Source organism: Armatimonadota bacterium (genome assembly GCA_013359125.1).
GTDB lineage: Bacteria > Armatimonadota > Fimbriimonadia > Fimbriimonadales > GBS-DC > JABWCR01.
The window spans coordinates 81246-96241 of sequence record JABWCR010000005.1 but is presented as its reverse complement, the minus strand read 5'-3'; the positions used below and the strand labels follow the sequence as shown (position 1 = coordinate 96241).

The following is a 14996-nucleotide window of genomic DNA, read 5'->3' as shown; positions in this document are numbered from 1 at the left end:
GAAAGAGGCGATGTTATGAAAAGGCCGATCCTCTTTCTCGCCGTTCTCTCCTTCACGCTCGCCGCACAAGGCATCCACGCCTATCGATCTTCGCTCCAGCAGCCACAGATCGCTACAGGCTACGTGTTTCACGACGCCAATAACAATGGACGCCGCGATTCCGGCGAGCGCGGACTGGCGGGCATCAAAGTCTCGAACCAGGAAGACATCGTCGTAACCGATCGCGACGGCCGATACCGATTGCCCGTAACGGACGACACCATCCTCTTCGTCGTCAAGCCAAAAGGCTGGCGCACACCTATCAGCGAGAAGATGCTGCCTCAGTTTTTCTATATCCACAAGCCTCAGGGATCGCGCCCCGTAAGGTATCGCGGTGTGCCTCCGACCGGGCCATTGCCCGGTTCGATCGATTTTCCGCTCTACCCTCAGCGCGAGCCGAGAGTGTTCAAGGCGCTGATGTTCGGCGACACTCAGCCGCGCAATCAGCAAGAAGTGGATTGGCTCGCGCACGATGTGATCGCCGAGGCGATCGGCACCAACGCCTCCTTTGGCGTTACCCTAGGCGACATCGTCTTTGACAACTTAGACGTGTTCGACGGCATGATCAACGCGATCGCCCTGATCGGTATCCCTTGGTACAACGTGCTGGGCAATCACGACATCAACTTAGATTCCCCCGACGACCAAGATTCCGACGAGACCTTCCACCGCCATTTTGGACCCAACTACTACTCGTTCGATTACGGCTCTGTGCACTTCATGGTCTTAGACGATGTGAACTGGACCGGGCAGAACTACAACGGCGCCTTCGGACCCAAACAGATGCGTTGGATCAAAAACGACCTCTCCATGATCCCCAAAAACCAACTGGTCGTGCTGATGATGCACATCCCATTGGTCAATGTCAACGACCGACAGGAGCTCTATCGGATCATCGAGCAAAGGCCCTTCGCGCTTTCCATCTCCGCTCACACGCACTATCAAGAGCATCGGTTCATCACGAAAGAGGACGGCTGGCAAGGCATCGAGCCGCATCACCACATAATCAACGTTACAACCTGCGGAAGTTGGTGGTCGGGGGTGCCGGACGAGAACGGCATCCCGCACACCACCATGCGCGACGGAGCGCCCAACGGCTACGCCATCATGACCTTCGATGGCACAAAGTACGACTGGGAGTTTAAGGCCGCCCGTAGGCCCAAGAGCCACCAAATGAACATTTGGATGCCCGAAACGGTCGCTTCTACCGAGACGGCCAACACCGAGGTCGTCGCCAACGTTTTTGGCGGGTCGATCAAGTCCAAAGTCGAAATGTCGGTCGATAACGGCAATACCTGGACGCCAATGGAAAAGAAGGACATGGAAGACCCGTTCTACAAAGCAATGAAGGCGATAGAAGAAGGACCGATTCCGCCGCCCGGCAGAAAACTGCCGGCAATTATCAAATCGCCCCACATTTGGGCGGCCCGCCTACCGGCTAACATGAGCCCTGGAATCAAGCGGATCAGGGTGCGAACGACCGACATGTTCGGGAAGAAGTACGAAGACCATCGCAGCATCCGTATTACTCGCTGAGTAAGGAGCAAGCATGAACGAGATCGTGAAGACCACGCTGGCAGTCGCTGCTTCACAAGTCGGCGTCAAAGAACTGGGCACCAACGCCGGGCCCCAAGTTACGGCCTACCTCAAATCGACCGGCCTGCCCGCTGGCAATCCTTGGTGCATGGCATTCGTCAACTGGTGCGAGGAACAGGCAGCCAAGCAACTGGGCCGCAAGTCGATCATCCCCAACACCGCTTCTTGCGACGTGTTTCACAACTGGGCCAAGAAGAACAACCTGCTCAAATCGGCGCCGCAACAGGGCGACTGCTTTCTAATCTACAAAGTGCTGACGCCCCAGTCCTTTGATGCGACGCACGTTGGATTTGTGCTGGATGTCGTCAAAGACGAGGCGGGTACAATCGTTCGGGTTAAGACGATCGAGGGCAATACCAACTCGGGCGGATCTCGCGAAGGCGACGGCGTGTACAGGCGCAGCCGACCGTTGGGACCTAAGATTCGATTTGTCCGATGGGCATTGATGGCCAAGAAGGAGGCATAAGATGAGACTGATTATCGCACTCGTAGCGCTTTTGGCGCTGCTGACCGCGCCGATGGCGCAGAACAAGACCGAGACAAAGCCGCAACCACGCGACCCCAAGACCGGCCAGTTTATCAAAAAAGACGACGCGGCCAAGAAATCAACGCCGGCCCGCGACCCCAAGACCGGCCAGTTCATCAAGAAGGACGACGCGGCCAAGAAATCAACGCCGGCCCGCGACCCCAAAACCGGCCAATTCATCAAGAAAGACGACGCGGCCAAGAAATCGACCCCCGCCCGCGACCCCAAGACCGGACGCTTCATCAAGAAAGAAGAGGCGCCTAAGAAGAAATAGCCTGACGCAGGAAAGCGCAAACGAGCGTCGAAACGTCTAACCTGACGGAGGTTGCTTGAATGAACTGGATCAAGACGCTCGCCGTCGGCTTTGGCCTGACTTGGGTCATTGCCGCCTGCGCGCAGGACTTATACAACGGCCAGCCGCTGGCCAACTCCGATATCCAAATCGCATCGTTTGGATCGGGCAAGATTGAAGAGACGAACGAAGTTGCGCTCAACGGCAACTCGTTCAAGACGACGTTCTTTGGACTTCACGGCGGCGGATGGATCGCTTTTCAGCGCGGCCGAGACGTCAGCCAAGCCTTGCAACAGCCCGGCGCATTGATGAAAGTCGCGCTACGATTGCCGGTCGAGCAAGCGTCCGGCTCGTCGCGCCCGATGACCCTATCAAAGATCCGAATCGTCATCGAAACCACCGACGGAAAGCTGACCGAGAGCCTGCACACAATCGACAAGGTGAAGGCCGCCAACACGCAGTGGTATCCGATGGCGATTCCGCTAAGCGCGATCCCCGACCTAGCCCGTTCAAACGGCATTATCAAGCGCATCGGAATATCCGGCGATGCGCGATCGACCGTCTACATCGGCGAGATCAGCGTGGCGACCGATTCCACGCCGATTCAGGGCTATTTTCTGGCCGTGATCAACGGCGTTCAATACGACTCGCGACAAAGCCCCCGCATTATCGTCGCCAGCAACGACGAGATACTGCTCTACGCATTTGGCGATGGCGGTTCTTCGCCGTTGGTCTACGAATGGAACCTGATGAGCGGGAATTCCGCCGAGGTTGATGCGTCCGGAGCGACCTTGCGGCACCGATTCCCAAAGGCGGGCGAATTCACCATCACGCTCACCATCAAGGACGGCGCCGGGCGAAAGCAGCCCGCAACGGTAACGCTCAAGATGACCATCACCTAAAGAATGGGCTGGATCGAGGGTCTCAAGTTCGATGCCAACGGGCTGATACCGGCCATCGTCCAAGACGCCCAGAACGGCGATGTGTTGATGCTGGCCTACATGAACGCAGAATCGATTCGCCGCACTCTTGAGACCCGCCGCGCCACCTATTGGAGCCGCTCGCGACAAGAATATTGGGTCAAAGGAGCAACCAGCGGACACATCCAACAGGTCAAGGAAATCCGCATCGATTGCGATCAAGATGCGTTGCTAATCATGGTCGACCAAACCGGCCCGGCGTGCCACGAAAACTACCGATCGTGTTTCTTTCGCACAGCCGATGGAGACGAACTCAAGATCAACTCGGAGAAACAGGGAGGTTAGAACATTGAGAAACGGAGCGCTATGGATAGGCCTCGCGCTACTTTTGTTGGTGGGATGCAACAAGAAAGAGGACGCAAGCGGAGGCGGATCGACGACCGGACAAAAGACGATCAAAGTGCTCGCATTAAACTGGCCCCAGGCTACGGTCGAACAGCGACTGGCGGACGAAATATTCACCAAAGAAACCGGCATCAAAGTCATTTTGGAGACCAACCGATACGACAACATCGAGACCAAGATGAACAACGTTATGCGATCGCAAAGCGCCGAATACGACATCGTCCACTACGACAGCCAGTGGCTCGGCTCGTTCGTCGCCGGCAAAGGACTGGAACGGCTGGACACCGAGGAGTATCTAAACAGTTCCGACGCCAAGATTTCGTTCGACGACTTTGTAGAGCAGTGGGCCTACCGTTCGGGCAAGTATCCCACAGACGAGCGCGACCTGTACGAAGGAAAGTTCACAGCCTACAAGGAAACCCCTGTTTATGGCTTCCCTTGGTCGAACGGCGCGCAGATTCTCTTCTATCGAAGCGACCTGGTAACCGACCCATCCAAGTTAGAGACCTGGCAAGACTTTGCCGCATTGGCCAAAAGCATCACCAAACCCGGATTTCATGGCGCCGTTACCCATGCATCCCGGTCGGGAGACTACATCTGCCAAGACTTCCTGCCCATTCTCTGGAGCTTCGGAGGCGACATCTGGGACGCGCAGACCTGGCGAACGGACGGCATACTCAACAGTCCGGAAAACGTTCGAGCCTTAGAGTTCTTCTGCACCTGGATGAACCCCTTGGCGATCGTGCCCAAGGAGAGCGCCAACTGGGGCAACGAGGAAGTATTCAACGCCTTCTCGCAAGGTCAAGTCGGTATGGGGCAGTTTTGGGCGACGTTCGGCGCGTTTTTGGAAGACCCCAAGCAGTCCAAGGTAATGGGCAAGATGGCCTACACCATCGTGCCTGGCGTTAAAGACCCCGCAACCGGCCAAATAAGGCGCGCCGCCATCTATGGCTGCCAAGCCAGCGGAATCAGCGCCTTCTCCAAGAACAAGAAAGAAGCCTGGCTCTACCTACAGTGGCTAATGAGCAAAGAAACGCAACAGGCCATGCTGGACGATCCGAGCAGCGCGCTGGTATCGGGCCGTAAAGACCTTCTAGAGTATCAATCCGCGCTCAATTCGCGAAACAAGGCCGTGGTAGATAGCATCCCCTTCACGCGCGATTTTTGGAACATCCCGGACTACTCCGAGATGCTCAGCATCCTCCAGCGCGAGCTCAACCTCGCCTTTGTCGGACAAAAAGCGCCCAAAGCCGCGCTGGACACTGCGGCCAAAGAGATCCAAACCGTGCTAGACAACAGCCCGCACCGGCCAGGTAATTAGACGATGCCGCGAGACTGCGGCTGTTCGGGCGGCAATTGTGGAGAGCCTGCGCCCCGCGAGGAGATTGTTCGACTCACCTCGGCATCTGCTCGACGGAGGGCAGCCATCGCGCCACTGCCGCCCATAGGGCGACAGAAGGACGACCTGCCTCTGATCAATAGACCGAGGCGATACATGGGCCGGAATCTGGAATACGTCATGATGCCCATTGGCGGCATTGGTACGGGCACCGTGTGGCTGGACGGGCAAGGGCGATTGGCGGTCTGGCAGGTTGCCAACAACTTCACCGAAGAACGACTGCCAAACGCCTACTTTGGGCTGACGGCCAATGGCCAAACCCGGGTCTTGCAATCAGTCGGCGAGGGTTCGACAAAGCCGATCGGAAACTTGGAGTTCGAGGGCGGTTACCCCATCGCCCGACTGACGTTCGATAGTCAGCCTCTAAAAGCGACGCTAGAAGCGTTCAATCCCTTCATTCCATTGGACGTCGAGAACTCTTCGCTGCCTTGCGCCATTTTTCGATGGACGCTGACCAATGTGAGTCGCCAGGCCGCAAGAGGAGAGATCTTTGCGACTTTGCCGAACGCGCCCAACCCGTATCGCGACGAGACGCGCTTTCTGCCCGGGCCGGTGCATGCTCGGCGGCGGGACGGCAGTCTGGCCGAAAGTTTGCCCATGGTCTACCTGGATCGCGTCGGCTGGAGCCATCCGCAAGAGCCAAAGTACCCCGCGCTGTTAGCCGCTGCCAACGAGTGCATCGCCGCGAAGGGGGCGCTCTTACTGGCAAACGTCCAGCCAGAAGTCCTGCAGTCCGCGCCGGACTGGGAGATATTTGACGACTTCGAAAGCGAGAAGTACGATGGCTGGGAAGTCGCAGGCGATGCATTCGGCGATGGGCCGGCGCCTGGCACGTTCCCCAATCAGCAGTCTGTAACAGGCTATCACGGTCAGCGTCTGGTCAACTCCTATCGAAATAACGACGATCTAACCGGACGTATGCGCTCTCGGTCGTTCCAGATAAAGCACGATTACATCGGTTTCTTGATCGGCGGCGGTGCCCACGCAGGCAAGACGTGTATCAATTTGGTTGTCGATGATAAGGTCGCGCGGACGGCCACGGGTCGCAACAACGAGCGATTGGAGCCGCACGAGTGGGATGTGCGCGATCTGAAAGGCAAGTCGGCGAGATTGGAGATCGTTGACGATCAAAAGGGGCCTTGGGGACATATAAACGTCGATCGAATCCTGTTTTCCAACGATCCGCCTGCCGCCCAGATGCGAAGCGAAGATTCCCTTACCGCCCTGCGCGATCTCTTGCGACGAATCGAAGTCGATTGGACCAAAGTCAACCGTAATCCCGCGGTCAGGCGCGAGCGAGTTTCAGACGAACTGGAGTTGGACGTCGATCAAGCCGGAAACCCGGTCGGCGCGCTGCTGCGTTCGGACGCCACGGTTTACGTCTCGCTCGCAGGCGACCTGAACAATAGCGAGATCGAGCGTCTGCTAAGAGAAATCGGCCAAATCGAGCGGGGCGCATGGCTGGAGAGCGGGCATCCAGAGCACGGAGAGATAGCCTGGTGGTGCGATGCGAAGAATGCTGCCAAAAAGGACAGCGGGGTTGCAGCGCCCGTTTCGCTGCGCCCGGGCCAATCGGCGACTTTCACCTTCGTGCTCGCCTGGCGCTATCCCAATGTGGATCGGTTCGGACGCTTTGGCAATCGTTACTGCGGGCGGTTCCCGTCGGTGGATTCGGTCGTCGACTACGTAAGGGAAAACCTCTCTGGCCTCTGGGGTTGGACCAAAGCCTATCGCGATACTATCTATCGATCGAACATCCCGCCCGAGTTTCTCGATTCGATCACCTCTCAGGCGGTCATACCGCGCAGCCCGACCTGCTATTGGTCGGAAGACGGCTACTTTGGCGGGTTCGAAGGATCGTACGGCTGCTGCCCATTGAACTGCACCCATGTTTGGAACTACGCGCAGACCCATGCGCGGCTCTTCCCCGAGATTGGACGAAACATGCGCCGATCCGATCTGATAACCTATCTTCACGAAGACGGCGAGACCTCCCACCGGCAACACTCGCCGCACGATGCCTTCGTAGACGGTCATTGCGCAGCGATCACAGCGGCCTACCGAGAATCTCTGACCGCACCGGACGAGTCGTTCTTGACGGCTCTGTGGCCCCGAATCCGGTTGGCGATGGATTGGCTGATCAAGACCTTCGATTCGGACGAATCGGGCGTATTGCGCGGGCACCAATGGAACACCTATGACTGCGCCACTGGCGGTGAGACGACCTTCTTAGGCTCGCAATACCTCTGCGCGCTGGCGGCAGCGGAGCAGATGGCGCTCAAGTCGCGAGATCGCCGGTCCGCCTCTCGCTATCGTCGAATCCGTCGCTCCGGCTCTCGCCTGCAATCCCGTCGGCTCTTCAACGGCGAATACTTCATCCAGATTCCAGATGCTCGACCGGCGCACGACTACCTTACCGGCTGCCACTCCGATCAACTGATCGGCCAGTGGTGGGCAGAGCAGCTGGGATTGGAAGCGCTCTATCCAAAGGATCAGATTCGTTCGGCGCTGAAGGCCATCGTCAAGCACAACTTTCGCGATCATTTCAGGCGTTTTGTGCAAAGACCGCGTCGCTATGCGCTCGATTCGGACCAAGGATTGTTGCTCTGCACTTGGCCCAGGGGCGGTCGGCCTGACCCGTTCATCATCTATGCGGACGAGGTTTGGCCGGGTATGGAGTACGAGGTCGCCGCGCTCTTGACCTGCGAAGGCATGTTGGATGAGGCGCGCAAACTGATTACGGCCGCTCGTGCCAGATACGACGGCGCGCGCCGAGACGGCCTGAACTCCGGTCCGGGAGGCAACCCGTTCAACGACTTGGAATGCGGCAAGTTCTACGCGCGCTCAATGAGCTCCTACTCGCTTCTCCTCGCCAGCCAAGGGTTCTTTTTTGACGGACCGGCCGGCATCCTGGGCTTTGCTCCCAAATGGCAGCCGCACGACCACAGCAGCTTCTTCGTCGGTTCGGAAGGTTGGGGACTGTTCCAACAGAAGATCGATCAGAAAGGCCAGAACGAACAGGTCGATCTCGTCTATGGCCGATTATCGATCAAGGAGCTTCGTTTTCGAGCGGACAGCAAACCAAAAAGCGTCAAGGCCGCTTTGAACGGCAAGAGCCTTCCGTGCAAGATGGAGTTGAACGAAGGCGTCGTCGTTCTCCTGCTAAAGGCGCAGCTGAAGGCGGGCGATCGACTGACCGTTTACTTCCAAAACTCATAAATCCCGGAGGGCGAACGGGATTTTTTCAAAATGTAGCACAAATCTGAGTACGAATCCGCCACAAAAGAAGACTTCATGCCTCTACACCCGCCGTTTGGCGTGGAGGCTTTAATTTCTCGGCTCGCGGGGACGCTCGCCCTCCCGGTCACAGGTTCAAACGAACGGGATTTTTTCAAAATGTAGCACAAATCTGAGTGCGAATTACTTCCAAAGCTCCCACAGTTCGGGATAGTTGGCCGGATTGAGCGTCAGGTTGCAGCAATTGATCCCCTCGCATTGGCTTTCTCGCACGCCGTACACCTTTTGGAAGGGCGACGCGCCCGCATGCCCGTCGATGTAGCAGACCATCACCATCTCGTTATGTCGGGCATGGGGACGCTGGTGCCAATCGCAGATCGCGCCGCTCACCTGATACGCGCCGAACGGCGTCGTAACGTGGTTCATGTAGGCGCCCGTGCTCTCGTGGATGGGCAGGCTCTGCGATCCGTCCGGCTTCGAGTCCATGAGGTAGAGATGCCCGGCAGGGTTTTCAATCTTGCCGTTGAACGCAAACCATCCTGGCGTCGGATAGGCCATCCCATACCCAATCCGACCCTCGCAGGCCAAACGCCGACCCACCGCGGTCGATTCGTTCGCTTCTTTAGCGGTCGGGCAGCGAGAGTAGAGATTGTTCTTGGAGTAGGGCTGAAGCAGCAATAGAAATCCGATGGTGATCGATTGTCCGCTAAACTCGTTTCGGCAGAATCCCGGAGGCGCCGCAACGGCGACCGAGTATTGGTACATGGGGTACATCTCGTCAAAGTCCTGCAGATACATCTGCGAAGCCATACCGATCTGCCGGATGTTGCTGCCGCACATCGATTGGCGCGCCTTCTCTCTTGCCTGCGCAAAGACAGGGAAGAGTATCGCCGCCAAAATCGCGATAATGGCGATCACTACCAGCAGTTCGATCAGCGTGAAGCCCTTTTTCATATCAACTATTATGGCCAATTCTATTGAGAGTCGAAGCCCCCGAAGGGGCTTCGATCTCGCTTACTCGTCAATGTTCTCTCGATAGATGTCCAGCCACTTCGATGGCGGCTCGATCATCCCGAACGATTCCAACACTATGGCCAGGTCGGTGTCATCGACCACGCCGTCGTCGTTCACATCTTCCGGAAGTCCGATGCCCGCGTTTCCAAAGGCTTCTAAGACCATTGCCAAGTCGGTGTCGTCCACGATGCCGTCGCCGTTGATATCCGCCTGTAAGAACAGCCGAGGGCTGTGATGAGCAATGAACAGATAGTTCTGCCCGCCCACATCGGCCGATGTGAAACTGAGAATGCCTGTGCGGAAGGCTTCTGGCACAGAGTTGTCGGGCAACGGCTCGGCACCGGTCAACTCTTGCTCCAACGCCCAGGCTGTGCCGTTGTGGGCGTATATCAAAGCCTTCTTGACCACATCGTCGTTGTTGGTGTCCAATTCTCGACTGTTGATGACGAGCCGATCGCCCTGAGTGGTCTCAAAGTACTCCGTGTTCATGTTGAAGCGCAATGTCGAGTCGGGCAGGTCGATGATCTTCACAAATGTGTTTCCAGAGAGCGTTGTTGCAGATGTTCGGCGACCATAGAAAACGTCGTTGTCCATTCGCGCGTAGATTTGGCCGAACCGGTCGAAAGCAACGTCCCGCCATGTGTTCGGGTTAGTTGGCGCAACGATGCGATTAGCCGTTACGTAAGCGCCCGACGCCAAATCGGCTCGGAATACAATGCCGCGGCCGCGGCACATAATGGCCAGCATCGGCCCGCCGCCTACGCCGGGGTCGATCCCAAGGCCGTCCAATCGAGCGCTGGTATCCAACTCGGCCGGCATAATCTGGCCGTCGGTGGAAAACAGCACATCCTGGTTGCCGCTGGTGTCGTACTTGCGGACGCCCGTGGTGGCCGGATTGCCCGTTGCATTGCCCATGCCGGTGGCAATGTAGATGTTGCCTTCGTGGTACACGATCTTAGCGTCTCGAACGCCGTCCTGATCGAGAGTTAGTAGGTCTTGAAGCGAATGGCTGCCAAGAACATTGTTCACCTTGACCACGCCGACCGGGCCAAGACCGCTGGCCGATCGAGCGCCGATCACATAAGCGTTCGTGCCGTCAAAGGCCACGTCGGAAACCAGGTCGCCAATAGGGTTGCCTGTAAAATGCGGCGTCAGATCGATGCGCTTTTCATGAGTAAAGCTTGGTTGAGCGACCGATGCCGCAGTAAGCGCGAGCGCAGATGCAAGAACCATAGCAATTCGCATGGCGAAATCCTCCTTTTCTACTCAGATATTATACTTGGCTTTGGAGGATTTCGGAAGCCAATTTCAGCGCTTTGGCTCGGTGGCTGATGCGGTTCTTGAACTCGGGCGGCAATTCGGCCATTGTGCAACCGAGTTCAGGCAGGAAGAAAATCGGATCGTAGCCAAATCCATAAGTTCCGCGCGGGGCTTGAGCGATCAGTCCTTCGCAAGTCGTTTCGACCGACTCCAATCGTCCGTCCGGCCAAGCGATAGCGACCGCGCATTGGAATCGGGCGGCGCGATCTGGCTCGGCAACCTCCTTCATCTCTTCCAAGATGAGCGCCATCTTCTCGCCAAAGGAGGTCTCTTCGCCTCCAAACCGCTTTGAATAAAGTCCGGGCGCTCCGCCCAAGGCATCGACCACAAGGCCGGCATCGTCGGCTATCGACAGCAAGCCGGTAAATTGAGCGCAGGCCCGAGCCTTGATCGCGGCGTTTTCTTGAAACGTCTGCCCGGTCTCCTCCGGTTCTGGAGCCCCCTCAAAGTCGGCCAATAAAGAGATGTTCGGAGAATCGAGCAGTTCGGTCAAAATCGCGATCATCTCGCCAGATTTCTTGCGATTGTGGCTGGCGACGACTATTGTCAGGCTCATGCCCGCATCAATTCATCGATAATCGAAGATTGAACTTCGAAGATCTTTTGGCACCCGTTTTTGGCGACCTCTAGCAGTCTGTTAAAGCGCTCCAAAGTGAAGGGGTTGCCCTCGGCTGTGCTTTGAATCTCTACAAATCGACCCTGATCGGTCATGACGACGTTCATATCGACGCCAGCTTTAGAATCTTCCTCGTAGCATAGGTCGAGATACTCCTGACCGCCAATGACGCCGACGCTAACGGCCGCCAACCGCTCCTGAAACGGAAACTTGCTGAGATAACCCTGGTCGATCATCCATCGAAACGCTTCCGTAAGAGCCACAAACGCGCCCGTGATCGCGGCCGTTCGCGTGCCCCCGTCGGCCATGATCACGTCGCAATCGAGCGTGATCGTCTTTTCGCCTAACTTTTCTAGATCGACGACCGAGCGAAGCGAGCGACCGATCAGGCGCTGAATCTCGTGCGTTCGTCCGCCCGGCGCGCCTCGATTGACCTCGCGCTGGCTTCGTTGACGCCCCGAACGAGGCAACATCCCATACTCGGCCGTTATCCATCCTTGACCCGAGCCCTTTAGGAAAGGAGGCACGCGATCCTCGACCGATGCGGCGATCCAGATGCGCGTGTTGCCCATGCTGATTTCGCAAGAACCCTCGGCAGCTGGGTTTACGCCCGCAGTAATGGTCAAAGGTCTGAGTTGATCGGCCTGACGGCCATCGATGCGGCGCTGCATATCTAGTTGACCTTGCCGATTCGCCCGGGCGGCCAGAACTTAAAGAGCGCTTTGCCCACAACGCGCCACTCGTCTAGCAATCCCCACTCGTGCCCGTCGCTGCTGGCTGGCCGATTGTCTCCCAGCATCAAATATTTGCCGGACGGTATCGGTTGGGACGGTTCGCTCATCGCGCGGTTGGCCTCCTCTTCGTCCAGCACCGGCTCGTGCTTCATGCCTTCGCCGCCTTTCCATACGTTGCCCACCGCATCGTATTCGTACACTAGGCCGTCGCGAATCTTCATATTGTAGTTGGGCGGCGAATTGAGATACGGCTCTTCGACCAGTTTGCCGTTCAGATAGACGCCTTCGCCGCTCTTTATCTCGATCACATCGCCCGGCAAGCCGATCAACCTCTTGATGAAGTCGGTCTTGCCGGGAACTTGGCCAGGATGAAGAGCATGGTCGGGCGCTCGAAAAACGACCACGTCCCCGCGCTCAGGTTCGTTCATCCGGTAGTTGAACTTGCCGACCATCACAAAATCCTTGACCAACAGGGTTGGCACCATCGATTCGGACGGAATATAGAACGGCTGCGCGACAAACGGCCGGATGACTAAGTAGACCAAGATGCCCGCGTAGATCAGCGCGTCCATCAGGTCGCTGACAAAGCGGCCCAAACGCCCCGGCGCCTGAGATGACAAAGCCCGAACAACCGTAAAGATCAGCGTGCTGACAACGATGGTGCTGACGCTGAGACGTGCCAGATATTCAATCCATTCGATCATGGCGGTTATCGGGTCATGTCTTCTTTCAGGCGGGCGGCCTTGCCAAATCGAGTTCTCAGATAGTAAAGCTTGGCTCGTCGCACGCGCCCTTTGCGCAACACTTCAATCTTCGCGATCATCGGTGCATGGACGGGAAAAGTACGCTCCACGCCCACGCCGTAAGAGATTTTTCGAACCGTGATGGTGTCTCGAATGCCGCCGTGCTTGCGAGCGATCACAACGCCCTCGTAAGCCTGCAGTCGCTCTTTGTTGCCCTCGCGCACTCGGACGCTCACTTTAACCGTGTCGCCCGGGCGTATGGGCGGCACGTCGCTCTTCATCTGCTCTTTTTCGATCTCCGCGATGATGCCCCGATTAATCTTTATGTCGCTCATGGATCCTCACCTCTTTCCAATTCTTCTGCCGCTTCGCGCAAGAGCGCAACGTCGCTCGGTTTGAGCTCGGCTCGGGCGAACAGGTCTGGGCGCAGACGCCGCGTCAATAATAACTGCTGCTTGCGCCGCCAGGCGGCCAACTCTGCATGATGTCCAGACAGCAACACGTCCGGAACTTTGCATCCTTCAAAGGTTTCCGGACGAGTGTATTGAGGATACCCTAAGAGAGGCTCTAGAAACGAATCTTGATCCAATGAATCTGCGCTTCCCAGCGCGCCGGGCAACAGCCGAACGACCGCATCCGTTACCACTAAGGCGGGCAGCTCGCCTCCGGTCAGCACATAATCGCCGATGCTGAGCCTTCGCGCTCCCAGAATCTCTGCCGAACGCCAGTCAAAGCCTTCATATCGACCGCAAGCAATGATCAATCGATCGTGCTGGGCCAACTCTCTGGCAACGGATTGATCGAACAGTTCGCCTTGCGGCTCCATTAGAACGACGGCGAGATCGCTCTGTTCAACTTTCGCCATTAAATCTTGAACGCAACGCGCGATCACCTCGACCTTTAGCACCAAGCCCGCGCCGCCGCCGTAAGGCTCGTCGTCGACAGTCCGATGCTTGTCCTCCGCCCAATCTCTCAGTTGGTGGGCATGAATCTCGACCACGCCTGCTTTCTGGGCTCGGCTAAGAATGCTGAGATCGGCGCCTTGGCGGATGAACTCGGGAAAGAGGCTGACGATGTCAATCCGCATCTTCGGGCTTCCGTGCGGTCATTTGTCTCGCCGCCATATCGACGCTCAGGACATAGGCCTTGACCGCCGGTATCAGGAGTTTTCCAACTTCGTACACGTCGTGAGCAGGTGTTTGGATCACGTTGGCCAGCTTGCCCAGATGTTCGCCTTCAGGAGTGTAAACGTCGATGCCGATCAGGTCCGATACGTAATACTCGTCCTGGGTCGTCGGCATCCGCTCCTCTCGCGGCACCATCAGCCAGGCCCCCCGCAGGTCGTCGGCCTGGTCTATAGTCTCGACGCCTTCAAATCCGATCAGAAGCGTACCAGAAGAATCCCTAGCAGACCGAACGATCAAAGGGAACGGCTTTTCGGCGGGGCCATCGGGCGAAGGGCGCCAAGCATACAGACGGCTTTTGGGGGAGAAACGCTCGGGGAAGCTGGTTTCGAGGCGGACTTTGACTTCGCCGCGCCGCCCAAACGGCTTAAGGACGATGCCGACCGTTACCCATTTCCGAACGAGTTTCGGAATCCGGGGCTCACTCTTCGGCATCCCCGGCTTGATCTTCGGTTCGAATTTCGACAAACACCCGGCGTCGATCCTTGTTGGACATGGCTTTTGTTACCGTCCGAATGGCGTTGGCAATCCGGCCGCCCTTGCCGATTACTTTGCCATTGTCCTCGGGCGCGACGTGCACGCGATATTTGACGGCGCCCGGTTGATTTTCGGCCGTTATCGAGACCTTGTCCGGGTTGTCGACAAGATTCTTGACGAGGGCCTCTAAGAATTGCTCGGCCATTAGGCCTCGGCCCCGCCCTTGAACTTTGCCCAGATGCCGGTCTTCTTCATCAGTCTCTGCACCGTTTCGGTCGGCTGGGCGCCGCATCGGAGCCAATGGAGCGCGCGCTCCTCGTTGAAGTCGATCACCAACGGATCCGGTATCGGATCGTAATGTCCAATAATCTCTACAAAGCGGCCTTCGCGCGGAGCCGTGCCCGGCGCCACCACCACTCGGTAGTAGGGCCTCTTCTTCTTGCCCGTCCTTCTTAGTCCAATTCGAACCATTCGATTGCCTGTCCTCCAGTTCA

17 protein-coding genes are annotated in these 14996 nt (G+C 57.3%); 7 read left to right on the top strand and 10 right to left on the bottom strand.

What is annotated here, in order from left to right:
* The first annotated feature begins 15 nt into the window (after positions 1–15).
* The 7 genes from HUU60_04200 to HUU60_04170 all read left to right on the top strand — a co-directional run bounded on the left by HUU60_04200 (position 16) and on the right by HUU60_04170 (position 8396).
* Positions 16–1575 (top strand): calcineurin-like phosphoesterase C-terminal domain-containing protein, encoded by a 1560-nt coding sequence (locus HUU60_04200; protein ID NUL81912.1) that lies wholly within the window; start codon positions 16–18, stop codon positions 1573–1575.
* 13 nt (positions 1576–1588) lie between these two features.
* Positions 1589–2101, top strand: a complete 513-nt coding sequence (locus tag HUU60_04195; GenBank protein ID NUL81911.1) for a CHAP domain-containing protein — start codon at positions 1589–1591, stop codon at positions 2099–2101.
* 1 nt (position 2102) lies between these two features.
* Positions 2103–2435, top strand: coding sequence for a hypothetical protein (locus HUU60_04190; GenBank protein ID NUL81910.1), 333 nt, complete (start codon positions 2103–2105; stop codon positions 2433–2435).
* Between the two features lie 59 nt (positions 2436–2494).
* On the top strand, positions 2495–3355 hold the full coding sequence (locus HUU60_04185) for a PKD domain-containing protein (protein NUL81909.1): 861 nt from the start codon (positions 2495–2497) through the stop codon (positions 3353–3355).
* A gap of 3 nt (positions 3356–3358) precedes the next feature.
* Positions 3359–3718 (top strand): phosphoribosyl-AMP cyclohydrolase, encoded by a 360-nt coding sequence (gene hisI, locus HUU60_04180; GenBank protein NUL81908.1) that lies wholly within the window; start codon positions 3359–3361, stop codon positions 3716–3718.
* A gap of 4 nt (positions 3719–3722) precedes the next feature.
* Positions 3723–5099, top strand: coding sequence for a sugar ABC transporter substrate-binding protein (locus HUU60_04175; GenBank protein NUL81907.1), 1377 nt, complete (start codon positions 3723–3725; stop codon positions 5097–5099).
* 174 nt (positions 5100–5273) lie between these two features.
* Entirely contained in the window at positions 5274–8396 is a 3123-nt protein-coding gene (locus tag HUU60_04170) for a hypothetical protein (protein NUL81906.1), read from the top strand.
* A gap of 201 nt (positions 8397–8597) precedes the next feature.
* Here HUU60_04170 and HUU60_04165 read toward each other — a convergent pair whose 3' ends face one another.
* Genes HUU60_04165 through rpsP form a run of 10 tightly spaced genes read right to left on the bottom strand, consistent with a single transcriptional unit; the run spans position 8598 to position 14973 of the window.
* Positions 8598–9368: a prepilin-type N-terminal cleavage/methylation domain-containing protein gene (locus HUU60_04165; protein NUL81905.1), complete on the bottom strand. Its 771-nt coding sequence runs from the start codon at positions 9366–9368 to the stop codon at positions 8598–8600.
* Between the two features lie 60 nt (positions 9369–9428).
* Positions 9429–10673 carry a hypothetical protein gene (locus tag HUU60_04160; protein NUL81904.1) on the bottom strand — a complete coding sequence of 415 codons (1245 nt, stop codon included), beginning with the start codon at positions 10671–10673 and terminating at the stop codon, positions 9429–9431.
* Between the two features lie 28 nt (positions 10674–10701).
* Entirely contained in the window at positions 10702–11304 is a 603-nt protein-coding gene (gene rdgB, locus HUU60_04155; protein NUL81903.1) for an RdgB/HAM1 family non-canonical purine NTP pyrophosphatase, read from the bottom strand.
* On the bottom strand, positions 11301–12035 hold the full coding sequence (gene rph / locus HUU60_04150; protein ID NUL81902.1) for a ribonuclease PH: 735 nt from the start codon (positions 12033–12035) through the stop codon (positions 11301–11303). The genes rdgB and rph overlap by 4 nt, the downstream gene beginning before the upstream one ends.
* Before the next feature lie 2 nt (positions 12036–12037).
* A complete protein-coding gene (gene lepB / locus HUU60_04145) occupies positions 12038–12802 on the bottom strand; it encodes a signal peptidase I (GenBank protein ID NUL81901.1) in 765 nt (254 codons plus the stop codon).
* A gap of 5 nt (positions 12803–12807) precedes the next feature.
* Entirely contained in the window at positions 12808–13176 is a 369-nt protein-coding gene (gene rplS / locus HUU60_04140) for a 50S ribosomal protein L19 (protein NUL81900.1), read from the bottom strand.
* Positions 13173–13928 carry a tRNA (guanosine(37)-N1)-methyltransferase TrmD gene (gene trmD, locus HUU60_04135; GenBank protein NUL81899.1) on the bottom strand — a complete coding sequence of 252 codons (756 nt, stop codon included), beginning with the start codon at positions 13926–13928 and terminating at the stop codon, positions 13173–13175. The genes rplS and trmD overlap by 4 nt, the downstream gene beginning before the upstream one ends.
* Complete coding sequence (gene rimM, locus HUU60_04130; GenBank protein ID NUL81898.1) at positions 13918–14460, bottom strand: 16S rRNA processing protein RimM; 543 nt, start codon at positions 14458–14460, stop codon at positions 13918–13920. Before rimM ends, trmD begins: the two co-directional genes overlap by 11 nt.
* Entirely contained in the window at positions 14447–14707 is a 261-nt protein-coding gene (locus HUU60_04125) for a KH domain-containing protein (GenBank protein ID NUL81897.1), read from the bottom strand. Before HUU60_04125 ends, rimM begins: the two co-directional genes overlap by 14 nt.
* Positions 14707–14973 carry a 30S ribosomal protein S16 gene (rpsP, locus tag HUU60_04120; protein ID NUL81896.1) on the bottom strand — a complete coding sequence of 89 codons (267 nt, stop codon included), beginning with the start codon at positions 14971–14973 and terminating at the stop codon, positions 14707–14709. The genes HUU60_04125 and rpsP overlap by 1 nt, the downstream gene beginning before the upstream one ends.
* Positions 14974–14996 lie beyond the last annotated feature (23 nt).

Coding starts and splice junctions, on each gene's coding strand:
- rdgB (NUL81903.1), bottom strand. CDS start 11,304: ATGAGCCTGACAATAGTCGTCGCCAGCCACAATCGCAAGAAATCTGGC.
- rpsP (NUL81896.1), bottom strand. CDS start 14,973: ATGGTTCGAATTGGACTAAGAAGGACGGGCAAGAAGAAGAGGCCCTAC.
- trmD (NUL81899.1), bottom strand. CDS start 13,928: ATGCGGATTGACATCGTCAGCCTCTTTCCCGAGTTCATCCGCCAAGGC.
- HUU60_04190 (NUL81910.1), top strand. CDS start 2,103: ATGAGACTGATTATCGCACTCGTAGCGCTTTTGGCGCTGCTGACCGCG.
- hisI (NUL81908.1), top strand. CDS start 3,359: ATGGGCTGGATCGAGGGTCTCAAGTTCGATGCCAACGGGCTGATACCG.
- rph (NUL81902.1), bottom strand. CDS start 12,035: ATGCAGCGCCGCATCGATGGCCGTCAGGCCGATCAACTCAGACCTTTG.
- HUU60_04165 (NUL81905.1), bottom strand. CDS start 9,368: ATGAAAAAGGGCTTCACGCTGATCGAACTGCTGGTAGTGATCGCCATT.
- HUU60_04200 (NUL81912.1), top strand. CDS start 16: ATGAAAAGGCCGATCCTCTTTCTCGCCGTTCTCTCCTTCACGCTCGCC.
- HUU60_04195 (NUL81911.1), top strand. CDS start 1,589: ATGAACGAGATCGTGAAGACCACGCTGGCAGTCGCTGCTTCACAAGTC.
- rplS (NUL81900.1), bottom strand. CDS start 13,176: ATGAGCGACATAAAGATTAATCGGGGCATCATCGCGGAGATCGAAAAA.
- rimM (NUL81898.1), bottom strand. CDS start 14,460: ATGCCGAAGAGTGAGCCCCGGATTCCGAAACTCGTTCGGAAATGGGTA.
- HUU60_04185 (NUL81909.1), top strand. CDS start 2,495: ATGAACTGGATCAAGACGCTCGCCGTCGGCTTTGGCCTGACTTGGGTC.
- HUU60_04125 (NUL81897.1), bottom strand. CDS start 14,707: ATGGCCGAGCAATTCTTAGAGGCCCTCGTCAAGAATCTTGTCGACAAC.
- HUU60_04160 (NUL81904.1), bottom strand. CDS start 10,673: ATGCGAATTGCTATGGTTCTTGCATCTGCGCTCGCGCTTACTGCGGCA.
- lepB (NUL81901.1), bottom strand. CDS start 12,802: ATGATCGAATGGATTGAATATCTGGCACGTCTCAGCGTCAGCACCATC.
- HUU60_04170 (NUL81906.1), top strand. CDS start 5,274: ATGGGCCGGAATCTGGAATACGTCATGATGCCCATTGGCGGCATTGGT.